Below are 15,211 nucleotides of genomic sequence, written 5' to 3'. Positions count from 1 at the left end.
AAAGCAATTTTCCATACGGAGCGCTCCAGCCGGCAGTAATCCGCTTAGCAGGGACAACGATGTTATGATGCACAACGGAATATAAATGGAAATTTTGCTCATAATAACCAGACCTGTCAGAAGAGAAAAGGGGGAGTAGCCGATGAATGAACAGATTCAGTTGATAGCCAGCTCCCTGGATACCTTCGTTGAGAATAATGCCGATGCGCGCAAAGAGCAAATCACCGGAGAACCGGAATTTATCTTGTATTATATCTCGACCATAACCGACTCGGCGTTTATTGACGATCAGCTTAAAGCTCCCTTTTTTCGTTATTCCGGAATTCAGTTCGAGCAGCATATCAATTCTATCAGCCAAACCATCGGCAAAACCGATGATCTGCCTGCCGTATTGTGCAAAGGCAGCGCCGTTATTTTGTACAACAATCAGGTCTATACCATCGAGAAAGCGTTAAAATATAAAACGCGCAATGTGGACACTCCCCAGGTTGAAGCTTCAATTGTAGGTCCCTTGGAGGCTTTTGTGGAAAGCATGGCCGTCAATATGAATTTGATCCGCAAGCATTACCAGAGTCCTACGCTCAGAATTGTTAAGTTTGAAATAGGAACCATAAGCCGAATTACCGGTTATATGCTGTATGACAGCGAATTGGCCGATCAAGCTTTCGTAGATCGTGAGCTTGCCCAAATCAAAAATCAGAATGCCAGGAATGCCCAGGCTGTATCCAAAGTGCAGCAATATTTGCCCAAGAAAAGACCCCTGTTATTTCCGAGATCAGTCGTAACGGAGCGTCCGGACCGGGTAAGTGAGGCGCTTTCCAAGGGGAAATCCGCCTATCTGATCGAAACGACCCCATTTGCCAGTTTGGCTCCTATTAATTTTCATGATTTCATGGCTTCCATGGATGATTCCTATATGCTTCCTGTATACAGCTATTTCCTGATTGCGCTTCGATATTTCGCCTTATTCGCCACAGTCATTTTGCCTGGAGCCTATGTTGCCTTTACAGCGTTCAACCCGGAAGTGTTCCGCGTGCAGCTGGCTTTATCGATAGCAGGCAGCAGGGCGGGACTCCCGTATCCGGCTTTTCTTGAGGTCGGTTTTATGATGATTATGACCGAGTTATTGGTGGAGGCTTCTCTGCGTGTGCCCAAAACAATTGGTCCTGCAGCTACGACTGTTGGCGGGCTCATTCTGGGGGAAGCCGCCTCGCAGGCCAATCTGGTCAGCGATATTATGATCATCGTCGTGGCGGCGGTGGCCATTGCCAATTTTGTGATCCCCATCAATACGATGTCGCTGACCGTCCGAGTCTTGAAGTATGTCCTGCTCTTCCTTGGAACCATCGCCGGCTTCTTCGGGCTTACGATCGGCATCGTACTGCTGATCAGCTACTTGTTTACCATGCATGATGCCAAATATTCGATGGTCCAGTCCTATACAGCACCGGTAAAGTTCAACACCCAAAGATCGCCAAAACGTTCAGCCGGCGGGAGGCAGACATAAGTGAATATTCTCTTCTACATTGCTCTGTTGACCTATTATATGATTAATCATGCCATATTCAATGCCCCGAATGTCACGGCCAGAAACTATCTGCAAACCGGTTTGACGGCAGTTCCAATAGGGTTATTGCTCGCGGGAATCAATGCATGGCTGCTCCTGTCTGTTTACAACCGGTATCCTAAATTGACGATGGTTGAAATTAACCGCCACTTATGCGGGAAAATTGTCGGGGGGATCATTTCCGCCTCGTATGTGCTCTTGACTGTCGTTATCGGCTTCTTCATGTTCAGGGGATCGATGGAGGTTATTATCGAGTTTCTGATGCCCGAATCCCCTGTCTGGTTTCTGGCGGTATTACTAATCACCGTTCCGTCATGCGCTTTGCTGCATACCGACAGCTCCATCTTGTATCTGGTCGCCTTTTTTACCGCATTCGCTTTCATTCTGATGCTCATCATCTTCTGGCTGGGCTTCAAAGAAATCGATGTCGTTATGCTGAAGGGAGTCATGGTCCATGGCTGGAAGTCTCCCACGCTTCAGGGGATAGCAGCGTCCGCTTTTGTTTATGGAGGATACACCTGCCTTGCCATATGGAATCCTTATTTTGCACGTACCAGCCTCAAGGTAACCTATATCATCTTTGTTGCCGTCGGGCTTGTCGTTACCTTGTGCGGCACGGTTATCCCTTTATCCGTATGGGGGCCGTGGGCGATTCAGAATCTGAATCTGATTTGGGTCATGACCGCTGAGACCTTTTCCCTCGATTTGTTCGTTATGGAACGCGGATTGTTTCTCATTGTTCCCCTTCTCTTAGTAACGGGGTATATGGGAGTGCTTCTCTATACGTATAAGGGATACCGTCTGCTTAATCTGATGCTGAACAAACAGAAGCCAGCCAAAATCATAATGGGCTGCGTCCTGCTCAGTTATGTGGTTCTCTCTTTGTTCGTCAATGAGCTTAAGGTCATTATCAGCTACCGGGAACAATACATGGTTGTTTGGATCATTCTCCAAAATGTAATCGGCATTCTGTGGTATGTGCTTGCCAAAAGAAAGGAGCGTGGCCTGCGTGCGTCTTAGCAGAGCAGTCGCAATCAGCCTGAGCTGTCTGGTTATGCTGCAAGGCTGCCGCTCTGATTACAAGGATATTGACCGCAGGCAGTTCGTTGTGACCATGGGGCTGGATAAAGACGAGGAAGAAGGGGAATTCCATATGACGCTCAGAGGTGCTATTCCGCAATCGCAGAATCCGGGATCCGTCACATCGGCGGATACATTTGAAAGCTACGAAACCTCCGCAGCTTCTATTGGTCAAGCCATTCAGCAGATCACACAGCAGTTTTTCCTGGAGCCCGATTATTCCCATTTGAAAGGCGTGATATTCAGCGAGGAATTAGCCAGATCGGACAATATATTGCAATATATCGATTTTTTCATCCGCCGCCGGGACTTTCAAGACTTGGCCATGGTTGCCATAGCCGAGAACGCAGAGGAGATTATAAACCTCCATCAAAAAGGGGAACGTACGGCAGGAGACAATCTGTTCATGAAATTTGGCGAAGGGGTGAACACCGAATATACGCCTGCCATCGAATTGCAGGAAATCTACAAATATTCATTGACGCCTGGACTCACCTATTATTGTCCGATCCTGCATGTCGAAAAAAACAAGATCACTTCCGGCGCAACCGCGCTGTTTGACCGCAATAACCGGATGATAATCAAGCTGGACGGGGAGGAAACGAAATATTTCAACCTCTTGAGAAGGGGGTTGGAAAGAGGGTTTATCGTACTGGGACCCGAGCAGCAAAACGGTCTTGGCATCAGGCGCGGGAAAGCGGATTTTCATATAAAAAAACAGAAAAACGCTCTGGTATGCGATGTGCATGTGCAGATCGAAGCCAGTATAGAAGATTCGGATCAGTCGGACTATACCCCTGCGGATCTGAAACAGATGGCGGAGAAGAAATTGAATGCGGATATTTCCGGACTACTTTTAAAAATGCAGGCCAATCAGGTTGATCCGCTTTTTATAGGGTTAAAATACTGGTCGATGAGCTCCAGGTTCAAGCTGGATCGGGACTGGCTGGCCGAAATATATCCGGATATGAAAATTCAGGTTCACTCCGATGTGACGATTACCAGAACAGGAACTCTCCGGTGGAGAAACAACGGGCAGCATACGAAGTGATTGGAGCTGATTGATTCTTTCTTGATTCTTATTGCCAAATGCCGGATGATATAATTACTTTCTATTGCACATGGCACAATAACGTCCGGCAGTTTCCAAAAGCGGAATAGGCTCTCAAGATTTTACGAAATAAGCGGGGAGGATCCTTGTGCTCCAGCAGGTTATGGTTGTGTTCCTGTTTACATTCATTATTCATTTGTCCGAAACGCTCACCTACTCGCTGCGTCTGGCAGGCGTCCGCCTGGGCAAGCTGGCGGTTGCTTTGTCCCTCTCGGGAATCATTCTTCTGGTTTCGCGGACAGCGAACATGCTGCAGGGGCCCTTGACGGGCAAAATCATCGACTATTCTAGGAATCATCCGGAGTTCAACCTGGTTGAGCATTTTCGGCTGGTCATCGGCGCTTCAACCCTGGGTACGCTTGCAGCGATTCTGCTGTTTCCGTCCGCGGTCTTTCTCTCCTCCAGAGTTATTGCCCATCTGGAAGTGGCCGGCTCCATCCCGCTCATGGTCCGCTCATCGGTATCCATCCAGAAATTGAAGCATGCGCGGGCCCATCTGCGGTATCCCAGACTGGAAATGCTGTCGCGTCTTCGAATTGGAGGAATTCCGAAGAGACTGGTTGCAATGAACGTTCTCGTAACGGCCATTTATACGATCGGAGTATTGGCGGCGCTGCTGGCGTCGACCCTGACGGCGGAGAATTCCACAGCTGCGTCACAAGCGTCCGGATTAATCAACGGGTTTGCGACAATCCTGCTTACCATTCTGATTGATCCGCAAATTGGACTTGTGACCGACAAGGTGCTCAGGGGAGAGAAGGAAATCAAGGCCTTGAACAAAATGTTCGGACTGCTGATGCTCTCGCGGTTGACCGGTACACTGTTAGCGCAGCTGCTGCTTGTTCCTGCGGCCTATTGGATCAAATGGATGGTCGGAATCTTGTGAAGATTGCGTTAAAACGGTTGATATTTACAGCCCCCTGCCTTATTATTGTTCTGAAAAGGAATATTCTGGAAGGTGGCTGCCCGGTGTGAGAAGAATTGCTGCTATTTTACTGGCTTCAGCACTCGTCATTGGTTTATCTATAGGTTCAACGGGAACGGCAGAAGCAAAAACAACAGCCAAAACGTTCAAAAATTGTACGGAAATGAACAAGACGTACAAAGGCGGCATTGCCCGTACGTCCTCGGTTAAGAATAAAGGCGGCAAAACGAAAAACAAGCCGTTTGTTTCGAAGGAGCTGTACGACGCCAACAAGAAAAGCGACCGGGATAAAGACCTTATCGCTTGCGAGAAATAGCCGGGAAGCCGCGGCCCGACCGTGAATGAATAACAAAAGCCCTGTTCCGGGAGGAACGGGCTTTTGTTATTCAATATGCAGTATATCTTAGGTGCGCTGTACGGCGCGATCATGAACGGTGGTTCTGTTTCTTCCAGGTAGCTTGAGCTTAATGATTGCCTGTTGACATTAATCGCCGAATAAACGCCAACAACAGCACAGCAAAAAGAGCAGCCGCTTTCGTGGCTGCTCCCGCTCCGGCATATCATTACAGCAAATCGTTGTTACCCGCCGCTTTGCTGCTTGCGCAGATATTCTGCGTATTCGACCGTAAACTCCTGCGCATGCCTGAAATCCTCGGACAGGAGAGAGAGGGCTGATGTGACGTCCGCCTTCGCTGTCTCTATCAGAGCGATCATCCCAGGCTTGCGGGGAATGTGAAACCGCGTATGGTCGTGATGCACAATGGTGACGAGGGTGCCAAGCGCTTCCCCGTCCTGAGTATGAATGGAACTCCACATCCAGCGCTGCTGGTCGCTTTCCTCCGCATTGCCCCATTCTCTGGAGATGTCGAATTCACCCGGGAGTCTGGGCTCAGGCCGGATTCCGGCTTCCTTGAACTGTTTGTGGACAGGGAGATAAAGCAGGTTCAAATACGTTCCGTACGCCATATCGCCCGCCTCGTTATAGGCTTTGAGCAATTGCTCCGCATTGTTCCTGAGCACGGCCTGCCAGTTTCCGTCGATATATTCCACAATATGCTGCGCGATCGCATCGATGCGGTTCCCCCTGGATTCCTGAAGAATTTCTTTAAGCGGCTTCGCCTGTGTCATGGTTTATCCCCTTTCAAATCTCTTCAATCTGTGATGGAGCGGCATTCTGCTCAAGACGATCAGCTACCTGAAGCAGCAGCCTGGCTGCCTCCTGCAGATTTTCGAGTGTGTAACTCCCTCCTGCTTCGTTGGCCCAGTCCGCATGCCGCTGCTCCACATAAGCAAGTGCTTCACGTCCTCTCTGCGTGATCTCCATCAGCTTGGAGCGGCGGTGATGCGGATTCTCGTGATACATAATGTGACCGTCGCGTTCCAGCGTATCGGCGGTTTGCTGCACGCTCTGGCGTGATAATCCCATGATGCGGGCAACGTGAGCGACTGGAGTCGGGCCATGCTCGACAACGCCGAGCACCTGCCAGCGGGCACTGGTGAGACCAACGGGCTGCGTAATGCGGTCCCCTGCCTCGAGCAGAAGACCGTTCACCCGGAATACGGCTAGAACAAGTTCAGTGAATGTTTCTCCATGTGGGCTTAGATTGTTCATATGACAGTAGTATGACGAATTGACAGGGCATTGTCAAATGGATTGTAGTGATTTAAATATTGGAGACAGGAGGGCTTATTCCCCTTCAGGTCTCTTCCTTCATATCCAAGAACAAGTAAGCTCCAACTGATTGAACAATGAATGGTTTGGGGTACAAATAGAGGTTAGTGGGTTATGCTGTAAAAAGTTACCAAATTCATGAGGAGGAGTCACATGAAAAAGCATATTGAAGCGGATATTGTCATTATCGGCGGAGGAACGGGAGGATGCGCAGCCGCGCTGGGAGCAGCGAGATCGGGTCGCTCGGTTGTCATGACCGAGGTCTGGGACTGGATTGGCGGGCAGCTGACCAGTCAGGTGGTGCCTCCGGATGAGCCCCGCTGGATAGAGCAGTTTGGCTGCACGGCCAGCTACCGGTCCTATCGGAATGCAGTACGGGACTATTACCGTAGAAACTTCCCGCTGACGGAGCAGTCCAGGTCCCGGGCGGCCTTCAACCCGGGGAATGCATGGGTCAGCAGGCTGTCCCATGAGCCGCGCACAGCTCTTGCTGTGCTGAGAGATATGCTGGCGCCTTATGTGCACAGCGGACGGCTGCAGATTTGGACCGGTTACGAGCCTGTGAAAGCCGAATCGGATGGGGACGATATCATCTCGGTGACCGTACGCGGCCGGGAAGGGGATCATCTGGTTTTGACAGGCCGTTATTTTCTCGATGCAACGGAGGAAGGGGACCTGCTGCCGCTCGCCGGTGTGGAATACGTGACAGGAGCAGAATCGGCAGACGAAACAGGAGAGGCCCATGCGCTCTCAGGTCCGGCAAACCCGCAGGATATTCAGGCGTTTACGCATTGTTTGGCACTCGACTATGCAGAGGGGGAAGATTACACGATCGCAAGGCCCAGAGAATATGACTTCTGGAGGAATTATCAGGCAGATTTCTGGCCAGCTCCGCAGCTGGGCTGGACGGTCCCTTCGCCATCCACGCTTGAGCCTGTAACCTATGTGCTTATGCCAGGCGAGGGTGCGAACCCCTTGTTCACCTACCGCAGACTGGCAGACCGTAGCAATTTTCTGCCGGGGACCTATCCGACGGACATCAGTGTAGTCAACTGGCCGCAAAACGACTACTGGCTGGGCGCCATTACCGACGTTTCCCCTGAAGAAAGACACCGCCATCTGGAAAATGCCAAGCAGCTCAGCCTTTCTTTTCTGTATTGGATGCAGAAGGAAGCGCCCCGCCCTGACGGAGGGATTGGTTATCCCGGCCTGCGGCCGCGTCCTGATGTCACCGGTGCATCGCATGGTCTGGCCCAGGCGCCGTATATCCGGGAAGGACGCCGTATTCGCGCCGAATTTACCATTCTGGAGCAGCATGTCAGTCCGGAAAACCGCCCCGACGGAAAAGCGGAGAATTTTAGTGATACCGTCGGCATCGGAAGCTACCGGATCGATCTGCATCCCAGCACCGCGCTGCGGACATTTATCGATATCCCCTCGCTGCCGTTCCAGATTCCGCTGGGCGCGCTCATTCCGGTCCGGGTCAATAATTTGATCCCGGCTGCCAAAAATATCGGTACAACCCACATCACCAACGGCTGCTACCGTCTGCATCCGGTGGAGTGGAATATTGGAGAAGCGGCGGGCATGCTGGCAGCCTACTGCGCAGAGAAAAATATAAAGCCCCGCGAAGTGAGAAACACGCCGGACCTGCTGGCAAATTTCCAGACCCGCCTGCGCAATAACGGGTTTGAGCTGGAATGGCCGGTTATTGGAGCGGTCTGATCGGATCAGATGGAAGCTAATGGATGGAATACAAAAAAGCAGGCCGCAACGTTGCCGTTGCTGGGCCTGCCTTATTTTCGAAATATCAACAGTTATAAGGTTCTCTGCATGGATCTAGAAAAGTAGCTCGTCCGGATTTGGACCGAAACGGCTGTTCTTGTTCAAGCCTTCCAAGGCCTGAACGTCCTCTGCCGAGAGGGTAAAGTCAAACACATTGGCATTCTCCCGGATACGTTCCTCGCGGACGGATTTGGGAATGGTGACAACGCCCTGCTGGAGATCCCAGCGCAAAATAATTTGTGCAGGCGTTTTATTATATTTACTGGCCAGATCCGTGATCAGCGGAAGATCCAGATTGCCCTGCATCAGCGGACTCCATGCTTCCAGCTGGATCTGATTCTGTCTGCAGTAGGTCAGCAGCTCCCGTTGGCTCAGCAGGGGATGGAACTCCACCTGATTGACCGCCGGAACGGTATCGCTGTCCTGCCTGAGGCTCTCCAGATGATGAACTTGGAAATTGCTCACCCCGATAGCGCGGATATACCCATCCTTATGCAGCTTCTCAAAAGCCTTCCACGTTTCCTTATACTTGTCCTTCCCGGGCCAGTGAATGAGATACAGGTCCAGATATTCCAGATCAAGCTTCCGGCGGCTTTCTTCAAATGCGCGCAGCGTGGCCTCGTAGCCCTGATCCGAATTGGCCAGCTTGGTGGTCACGAACAGTTCTTCCCGCGGTACGCCGCTTTGCTTGATTGCAGCGCCGACACCCGCTTCGTTCCTGTAGCCCGCCGCGGTATCAATGGAGCGGTAGCCTGCTTCGATGGCGTATTGTACGGCATGAATGACCTGCTCACCTTCTTCAACCTGCCATACACCAATTCCTAGCCATGGCATATGTACACCATTGTTCAGCACTGTTGTGTCCGTGATTTGTTGAATACTCATGAATCATTCCTCCCATACAATTAAAATACACCTTCCATTATAAACCTTATTCATCATATTTGTCTTCGTCGATTCTGCTGATGTGATCCACGATGAGCTCAGCCTCGGTTTCAAAATTCAGATGCAGCGGGGCCGGCAGCAGTTCTAGAATATGCCGAACCGCCGGTAATTCCAGAAACTCCTCCAAGGTTTGCGGCTGTTGATCCAGCCCGTGAAACCACTCGCGGACAGCATCAATGAACAGGTAAAAGGAGGCTTCAAACTGATCGGCAGCTTCCTCCGCACCCTCATTCCCGGATCTGGACATGGCTTTCCAGTTTCGTAAAGCGTTTTCCAGAGTCTGCTCTATTTTTGCCGTCATCCTGTAGTCTCCGTGATCGCAGCAACCGAAGGTTCACGGTTGACCTGGACCATCCAGCCGAAGGGATCGGGTAATTGGCCATTTTGAATGCCGGTTAAAGCATCGTACAGCCTGGCTGACAGCTCACCGGTCCGGCCGCCGTGGATCACGAGCTTATTGTCATTCCAGTTAAGCTCCCCGATTGGCGAAATAACGGCTGCCGTGCCCGTTCCGAACGCTTCCTCCAGATGCTCGCCGGCCTCGTACAATTCCTCGATCGATATTTTCCTCTCTTCGACCGGGATCCCCCAATGCTTCAGGAGCTGGATAATGGAGCTGCGCGTAATGCCGTCCAAAATACTTCCGTTTAACGCCGGTGTAAGAATAGTCCCGTTGATTTTGAAAAACACGTTCATACTGCCAACCTCTTCGATATAGGTCCGGTGAACGCCGTCGAGCCATAGCACCTGGGAGTAGCCGTTTTCCTTGGCAGATACCTGGGCTTTCAAACCTGATGCATAATTGCCGGCGGTCTTGGCTTCGCCGAGTCCGCCCTTCACGGCGCGGACATACTCCGATTCCACATGAATCCTGACTGGATTAATGCCCTCCGGGTAGTAGGAGCCGACTGGCGACATGATAATGATAAACTGATAATGCGCGGAAGGGTCTACGCCCAGAGCAGCCTGAGTGGCGATGACAAAAGGCCGGATATAAAGCGAGGTTCCGGGCTCTGAAGGAACCCAGTCCTGATCCTCCGCGACCAGCTGCTGCAGGGCGTCAAGCGCAGTCTCCTCGTCAAGCGGCGGAATCCCCAGACGCCCGGCGGAAGTGTTCAGGCGGTGCAAATTCTTCTGCGGTCTGAACAGCAGGATCCGCCCGTCTTCGGTCTTGTAGGCTTTTAATCCTTCGAAAATCGTTTGCCCGTAGTGGAAGACCTTTGCCGCAGGGTCTATGGACAGCGGCTGATAAGGCACAATTCGCGGCTGATGCCAGCCTTTCTCCAACGTATAGTCCATGATAAACATATGATCGGTAAAATGGACGCCGAATCCCAGCTGCCGCTGATCCGGTTTTTCCTTCTTCATAGTCGTCCGCTGGATCTCCATCGGTTGAATCATATTCATCTCTCCTTAGATGTAAAGCGCATTAATCCTCTAATTGAATGCTATCATCTCATGATATATATTAAAAATATCTATTTTATTGATTTATCATACCTTATCGGTATATATGGGGTGAAATCATGGATATTCGCCAGCTGAGGTATTTTCTAAGCATCGCCAGAGAAGGGCAGGTTACACGCGCGGCCAGGCAGCTGAACATGGAACAGCCTCCGCTGAGCCGGCAGCTCAAGCTGATCGAGGAAGAACTGGGTGTACGATTGTTCGACCGGAGCGGCAAGCGTTTAAAGCTGACTGAGGCCGGCAAGCTGCTTCAGGAGAAGGGCGAGCTGCTGCTGAACCAGTTCGAGGAAGCGGTCAGGGAAGTGAAGGAAACCGGGGAAGGCATAAGGGGACTTCTCTCCATCGGCTCGGTAGTGTCCTGTATTTCACTCCTGCCGCCGCGCATCCAGTCGTTCCGGGACAAGTATCCGCAGATAACCTTCAAGATTCTGGAAGGGGATCATGTTTATTTGGGGGAACAGCTGGAGAAGCGGGCTATTGAGCTGGTTGTGGCCCGGCTGCCTTTCGAGGCGCTGCACGACCCCAGGCGGTACGACGTGCTTCCGCTGCCCTCCGACCCGTTCGTTGTTGTAATTCCAGGCTCATGGACGGCCTATTCGGAAGAGGAATCCATTCATATGGCGGATTTGGCGGACTTTCCATATCTGACCTTGAAGACGGATCAAACGACATGGATGCATGAGCAGGTAATGAATGAATGTCTCCGTCACGGCTTCGCGCCGGACATTATTTGTGAATGCTCCAGTGTGGCCATTATAATGTCGCTCATTGCCGAAGGGATCGGCGCCACCATTTTTCCTAAATCGGTCATGTCTTCCTTCCCGTCGGATGTTGTACGGATGCTGGAGATCAAGGACGCGGACTTTCAGTCCGAGGTGGGCGTGGTCTGGATGAAGGACCGCTATTTATCGGCGGGCGCCCTCCATTTTATCGACAGCTTTCGGAATGGGAGCTGACTGGTGATTCCAAAAGTACGTCGTCTGAGGGAGATGGGCTGGGTATCGGGAGTTCGGAAGCTGTCGGCGGAGCCTCTTGTCATTCAGTGAATGCAGCGCAAGCTATGGGGAATTAATCGCATTCTTCCTGCCGGTTTAAGGAAAAGTTAAGAACTGCATAACCATAACCTTAAGATCGCTCCGGTAAAATGTCCTTAAAAGCAGGAGATGGGGGCGATGAAGGTATGGAGTTTATTTTCAGAAGAATTCGTTTCAAATTCTTGTATGTCGGAGCAGCCAGCGCTCTGATGAGCGGGATACTGCTCTATTTGGGATACCGCTTAGCCGCTTTTTTTTATCATGCGGGTCTGCAATACGATGCGCCCTATGTGAAACTGTTCAATTGGATCATTAATCATATCGGGGCGTACCCGACTGCTTTGCTTGCCGGAAGCCTGTTGTTTCTGTTGTTCTTTTATTGGCGCTCAGGCAAAATTCGTTCCGATTTGGCGGAGCTTTGCCAGCTCTATGCAGCCGGCGGGGATAAACCTGCAGCCGCAGATGAAGACGGTAAAATGGATGAGTTAACCGAAATCCGCATACTGCCCATGCATCACGCGAAGGAGCTGCATTAAGCCGGTGGATATGCATTTGCGGCGGCTGCATCAATGGCGGGCAATGGTAAACCAGATTTCCCGCAGCTTTGCCAAGCGGCGGCGGGGGTATTTTGTTTTTGATTTATGCATCCTTGGCATCGTCGTCATGCTCCTCGGTTATCTGGGCATGACGATGACAGGCGGATATATTTTGCGGAGCCAATCGGAGCGTTTGCTGGCGGTGACTACGAGCGTGATCACGGACCGCAGCGGCGCTCCTGTCAAGAAACTCATCTCCCCGGGGCACGGCAACCGCCTGGCAGCAGCGGACGGTGAAATTCCTCTCCTCCTGCAGCAGGCCTTTCTTGCAACCGAAGACCGCCGCTTCTATAAGCATGGCAGTTTGGACTGGATCGGTATTGCCAGAGCGGTGCGCGTCAATCTGGCATCGCGAGAAATCGAACAGGGCGGAAGCAGCTTGACGCAGCAGCTGGCCAGAACCGTATTTCTCACTACAGATCAGACGCTCTCGCGCAAAATTCTGGAGACGGCGATTGCCGGAGCGCTGGAGAAGGCATACTCCAAGCAGCAATTGCTGACGCTCTATCTCAATCATGTTTATCTGGGCAGGCAGCAGTACGGGGTGAAGGCTGCGGCAGAGCGGTATTTTGGCACTGCCGATCTGCGCAAGCTGAAGCTGTGGCAGATTGCTTCGCTAGCCGCCATTCCGAAGGGGCCTTCGGTTTACAACCCCGTTGACGACGCCATGCGGAACAAGGAAAGGCGGGCTGTAGTGCTCACTCTGATGCATGAGCAGGGATATATCAGCAAGGCCCAGATGCTGGAGGCAAAGAGCGTGGAATATGTGCCTCCTGAATCGGCCGCACCGGATCGTACTTATGCCGCCTATACGGACTATGCGCTTCAGGAAGCGGAAGCTGTAACGGGCTTGACCAGGGAGAAGCTGATGACAGGAGGCTACACCATTGTAACGGGACTGGATCCGGGCTATGAGCAGGCTGCAGAAGGGGCTTTCCGGCAGGATCGTTATTTTCCGAAGGATGGAGTGACGCAGCAGGTGCAAGGGGCGGCTGTTATCCTGGATAACAGCACGGGGGAAATAAGGGCGCTTGCCGGAGGGCGGGACTATAGGCAGGGCGATCTCAACCGCGCGGTGAATATTTCCCGTCAGCCCGGCTCGGCCATCAAGCCGATTCTGGTTTATGGGCCGGCACTGCAATCCGGTGAATTCCGTCCGCAGACCAGACTGCAGGATAAGCCCGTTGCTTACGGCAGCTATAAGCCAGCGAACCTTAACGGCCGTTATCTGGGCTCGGTGACGATGGAGCAGGCAATGGAGCAATCGATTAATGCCCCGGCGGTTTGGCTGCTCAATCAGGTAGGGCTACCGGCGGCGGCTGCGTTTGCGGAGAATCTGGGCATCCGGCTGGGGAATCAGGACCGCAATCTGGCTGCCGCACTGGGCGGCTTTCATGACGGGGTGTCGCCGCTTGCCATGGCCCAGGCCTACAGCGCATTTGCCAATAACGGCAATTTCAACGAAGCGCATGCTGTCAAACTGATCAAGAATGCTAATGGTCATACGGTCTATGCCAGTCCACTGCTGAACAAGCAGGTCATGACGCGTCAGACGGCGTCCGATATGACCCGGCTGCTGACAGAAGTGGTCGATCATGGCACGGGGCGGAAGGCGAAGCTCGGAAGCTGGACAGCCGGCAAGACCGGAACCACCCAGTTGGATATTGACGGCTTAACGGGACAAGCCAACCGTGATTTGTGGTTTGTCGGCTACACCTCCAAACTGACGGCTTCCATATGGATGGGCTTCGATACCAGCAGCAGGGATAATTATATGACGGCTGGCAGCGGGACCGCTGCGGCCATGTTCGCAGCTATAATGAAGCAATGCCAATAAAGCACCGCGCGCAGCTCCCAGCGCGCGGTGCGGCGCTGCATGACGGCGGTCGGCCGCATGAGCGTTTGAATCCGTCCTGCCCTCCTCCAGGGACAGGACTTTTTTTATTTCTGTTCGCCGCGGCCCTCGGCATGAAGCACGCAGTTTTCGTGCCCTGCTCTTTTATGCTAGAGTAAGGAAAGAACGTCTGGCCATGATCCTTATCCTTTCCCGATGCGGAGGTTTATTCGAAAAATGAGCATTCGTGTTCTAATGAACGGCAGGGAACTGCGGGTTGAACATGTTACGACAGACAAGCAGCAGCATCGCACAGGCAGTATTACCACACGGCATCGGCATCCCGTATTTCATTTCATGTATATTACGGAGGGAGAAGGCAGCTTTGCGGTGGATGACCGGCGCAGCAAAGCGGAACCGGGGCTGCTTTATATTATAAATCCCAATGAATGGCATGAATTTCAAGGCGACGAGGCAAGGCCGCTCTCCAATCTGGAATGCACCTTTCTCGTCCTCGATGGTGAGGGACAGCCATTTGAGGCCAATTTTTTGGACTGGATTTCGGAGAAAAGAGGCTCGGCGCTGCCGGACTTGATGAGAGACGGGCCGGTTCCGGTGCCGCCGCTTTTGCAGCCATTCCTGCTGGAGGGCTTTCACCGGCTGCTTGAGCCTTCGCTGAACTATGTTACACCCGAGCATTTGTCGCTGATGGTGATAGATCTGATGCTGCGGACGGAGGAAACGCTCTGGCGCATTGCCAGGCTCGATACGGAAAGCGCGCGATCCGGTGCGGAGACCGTTGCGGTATTGAAGCATTATATGAAAGCCCACATGAAGGAGCATATCACGCTGGAAGAGCTGTCTCATTTGGCGCATTGGACGCCTAATTATCTCTGCCGGATATTTAAGGAGCATACCGGAGAGTCTCCCATGACTTATTTGCAGCGGGTACGCATGACCGAAGCCGAGAAGCTGCTGCTATATACCGATTTGCCTGTGTATGCCATTGCCGAGATGCTGGGTTATGAGGATGCTTCCTATTTTGCCCGTGTTTTCCGGCAGCAGCATGGCAGGGCTCCGACGAACTATAGGATAATATAGTCCGCATATGCGGGTAGATTTTACCTTCAACGTCCCTCGCATACTTGTTATGATGCCATTATAACCGCATCTTTCATGAGAAGGGGAGAAGGAA

General features: G+C 52.1%; 15 protein-coding genes. 10 read left to right on the top strand and 5 right to left on the bottom strand.

All coding sequences use genetic code 11. The features are described from left to right. Window positions 1-142 precede the first annotated feature (142 nt). The 5 genes from AC0YOA_RS19535 (at window position 143) to AC0YOA_RS19515 (ending at window position 4,999) form a co-directional block, all read left to right on the top strand. Complete coding sequence (locus AC0YOA_RS19535) at window positions 143-1,507, top strand: spore germination protein (protein ID WP_210044913.1); 1,365 nt, start codon at window positions 143-145, stop codon at window positions 1,505-1,507. Then, window positions 1,508-2,587, top strand: coding sequence for a GerAB/ArcD/ProY family transporter (locus tag AC0YOA_RS19530; protein WP_475788012.1), 1,080 nt, complete (start codon window positions 1,508-1,510; stop codon window positions 2,585-2,587). It begins immediately after the preceding gene. After that, window positions 2,577-3,698, top strand: coding sequence for a Ger(x)C family spore germination protein (locus tag AC0YOA_RS19525; RefSeq protein WP_475788011.1), 1,122 nt, complete (start codon window positions 2,577-2,579; stop codon window positions 3,696-3,698). The genes AC0YOA_RS19530 and AC0YOA_RS19525 overlap by 11 nt, the downstream gene beginning before the upstream one ends. Before the next feature lie 148 nt (window positions 3,699-3,846). Further along, on the top strand, window positions 3,847-4,644 hold the full coding sequence (locus AC0YOA_RS19520; protein ID WP_475788010.1) for a lipid II flippase Amj family protein: 798 nt from the start codon (window positions 3,847-3,849) through the stop codon (window positions 4,642-4,644). 85 nt (window positions 4,645-4,729) lie between these two features. Beyond that, window positions 4,730-4,999: an excalibur calcium-binding domain-containing protein gene (locus AC0YOA_RS19515; protein WP_475771404.1), complete on the top strand. Its 270-nt coding sequence runs from the start codon at window positions 4,730-4,732 to the stop codon at window positions 4,997-4,999. Between the two features lie 263 nt (window positions 5,000-5,262). Here AC0YOA_RS19515 and AC0YOA_RS19510 read toward each other — a convergent pair whose 3' ends face one another. Beyond that, complete coding sequence (locus AC0YOA_RS19510) at window positions 5,263-5,811, bottom strand: DUF6022 family protein (RefSeq protein ID WP_475788009.1); 549 nt, start codon at window positions 5,809-5,811, stop codon at window positions 5,263-5,265. 13 nt (window positions 5,812-5,824) lie between these two features. Beyond that, the gene (locus tag AC0YOA_RS19505; RefSeq protein ID WP_475788008.1) at window positions 5,825-6,235 is read right to left on the bottom strand and encodes a MarR family winged helix-turn-helix transcriptional regulator; all 411 of its coding nucleotides are present in this window, start codon (window positions 6,233-6,235) and stop codon (window positions 5,825-5,827) included. 273 nt (window positions 6,236-6,508) lie between these two features. Here AC0YOA_RS19505 and AC0YOA_RS19500 point away from each other — a divergent pair, with 273 nt between their 5' ends. Then, on the top strand, window positions 6,509-8,080 hold the full coding sequence (locus AC0YOA_RS19500) for an FAD-dependent oxidoreductase (protein WP_475788007.1): 1,572 nt from the start codon (window positions 6,509-6,511) through the stop codon (window positions 8,078-8,080). 114 nt (window positions 8,081-8,194) lie between these two features. Here AC0YOA_RS19500 and AC0YOA_RS19495 read toward each other — a convergent pair whose 3' ends face one another. The 3 genes from AC0YOA_RS19495 to AC0YOA_RS19485 are packed head-to-tail and all read right to left on the bottom strand — an operon-like array spanning window position 8,195 to window position 10,486. Continuing rightward, the gene (locus AC0YOA_RS19495; RefSeq protein WP_210044920.1) at window positions 8,195-9,025 is read right to left on the bottom strand and encodes an aldo/keto reductase; all 831 of its coding nucleotides are present in this window, start codon (window positions 9,023-9,025) and stop codon (window positions 8,195-8,197) included. Window positions 9,026-9,071: 46 nt separating this feature from the next. Then, on the bottom strand, window positions 9,072-9,386 hold the full coding sequence (locus AC0YOA_RS19490) for a hypothetical protein (RefSeq protein ID WP_475788006.1): 315 nt from the start codon (window positions 9,384-9,386) through the stop codon (window positions 9,072-9,074). After that, window positions 9,383-10,486, bottom strand: coding sequence for a branched-chain amino acid aminotransferase (locus tag AC0YOA_RS19485; RefSeq protein WP_475788005.1), 1,104 nt, complete (start codon window positions 10,484-10,486; stop codon window positions 9,383-9,385). The genes AC0YOA_RS19490 and AC0YOA_RS19485 overlap by 4 nt, the downstream gene beginning before the upstream one ends. A 125-nt stretch (window positions 10,487-10,611) precedes the next feature. Here AC0YOA_RS19485 and AC0YOA_RS19480 point away from each other — a divergent pair, with 125 nt between their 5' ends. From AC0YOA_RS19480 to AC0YOA_RS19465, 4 genes are all read left to right on the top strand, one after another. Further along, a complete protein-coding gene (locus tag AC0YOA_RS19480; protein WP_475788004.1) occupies window positions 10,612-11,508 on the top strand; it encodes a LysR family transcriptional regulator in 897 nt (298 codons plus the stop codon). A gap of 224 nt (window positions 11,509-11,732) precedes the next feature. After that, window positions 11,733-12,122, top strand: coding sequence for a hypothetical protein (locus tag AC0YOA_RS19475; protein WP_475788003.1), 390 nt, complete (start codon window positions 11,733-11,735; stop codon window positions 12,120-12,122). A 10-nt stretch (window positions 12,123-12,132) separates the two neighbouring features. Next, window positions 12,133-14,019: a transglycosylase domain-containing protein gene (locus tag AC0YOA_RS19470; protein ID WP_475788332.1), complete on the top strand. Its 1,887-nt coding sequence runs from the start codon at window positions 12,133-12,135 to the stop codon at window positions 14,017-14,019. 234 nt (window positions 14,020-14,253) lie between these two features. Continuing rightward, window positions 14,254-15,117, top strand: coding sequence for a helix-turn-helix transcriptional regulator (locus AC0YOA_RS19465; protein ID WP_475788002.1), 864 nt, complete (start codon window positions 14,254-14,256; stop codon window positions 15,115-15,117). Window positions 15,118-15,211: the final 94 nt, after the last annotated feature.

It is taken from the genome of Paenibacillus sp. JT22N12 (assembly GCF_056269365.1).
Note: the sequence above shows the minus strand (reverse complement) of the source record. Positions and strands in the feature narration are given on the sequence as shown.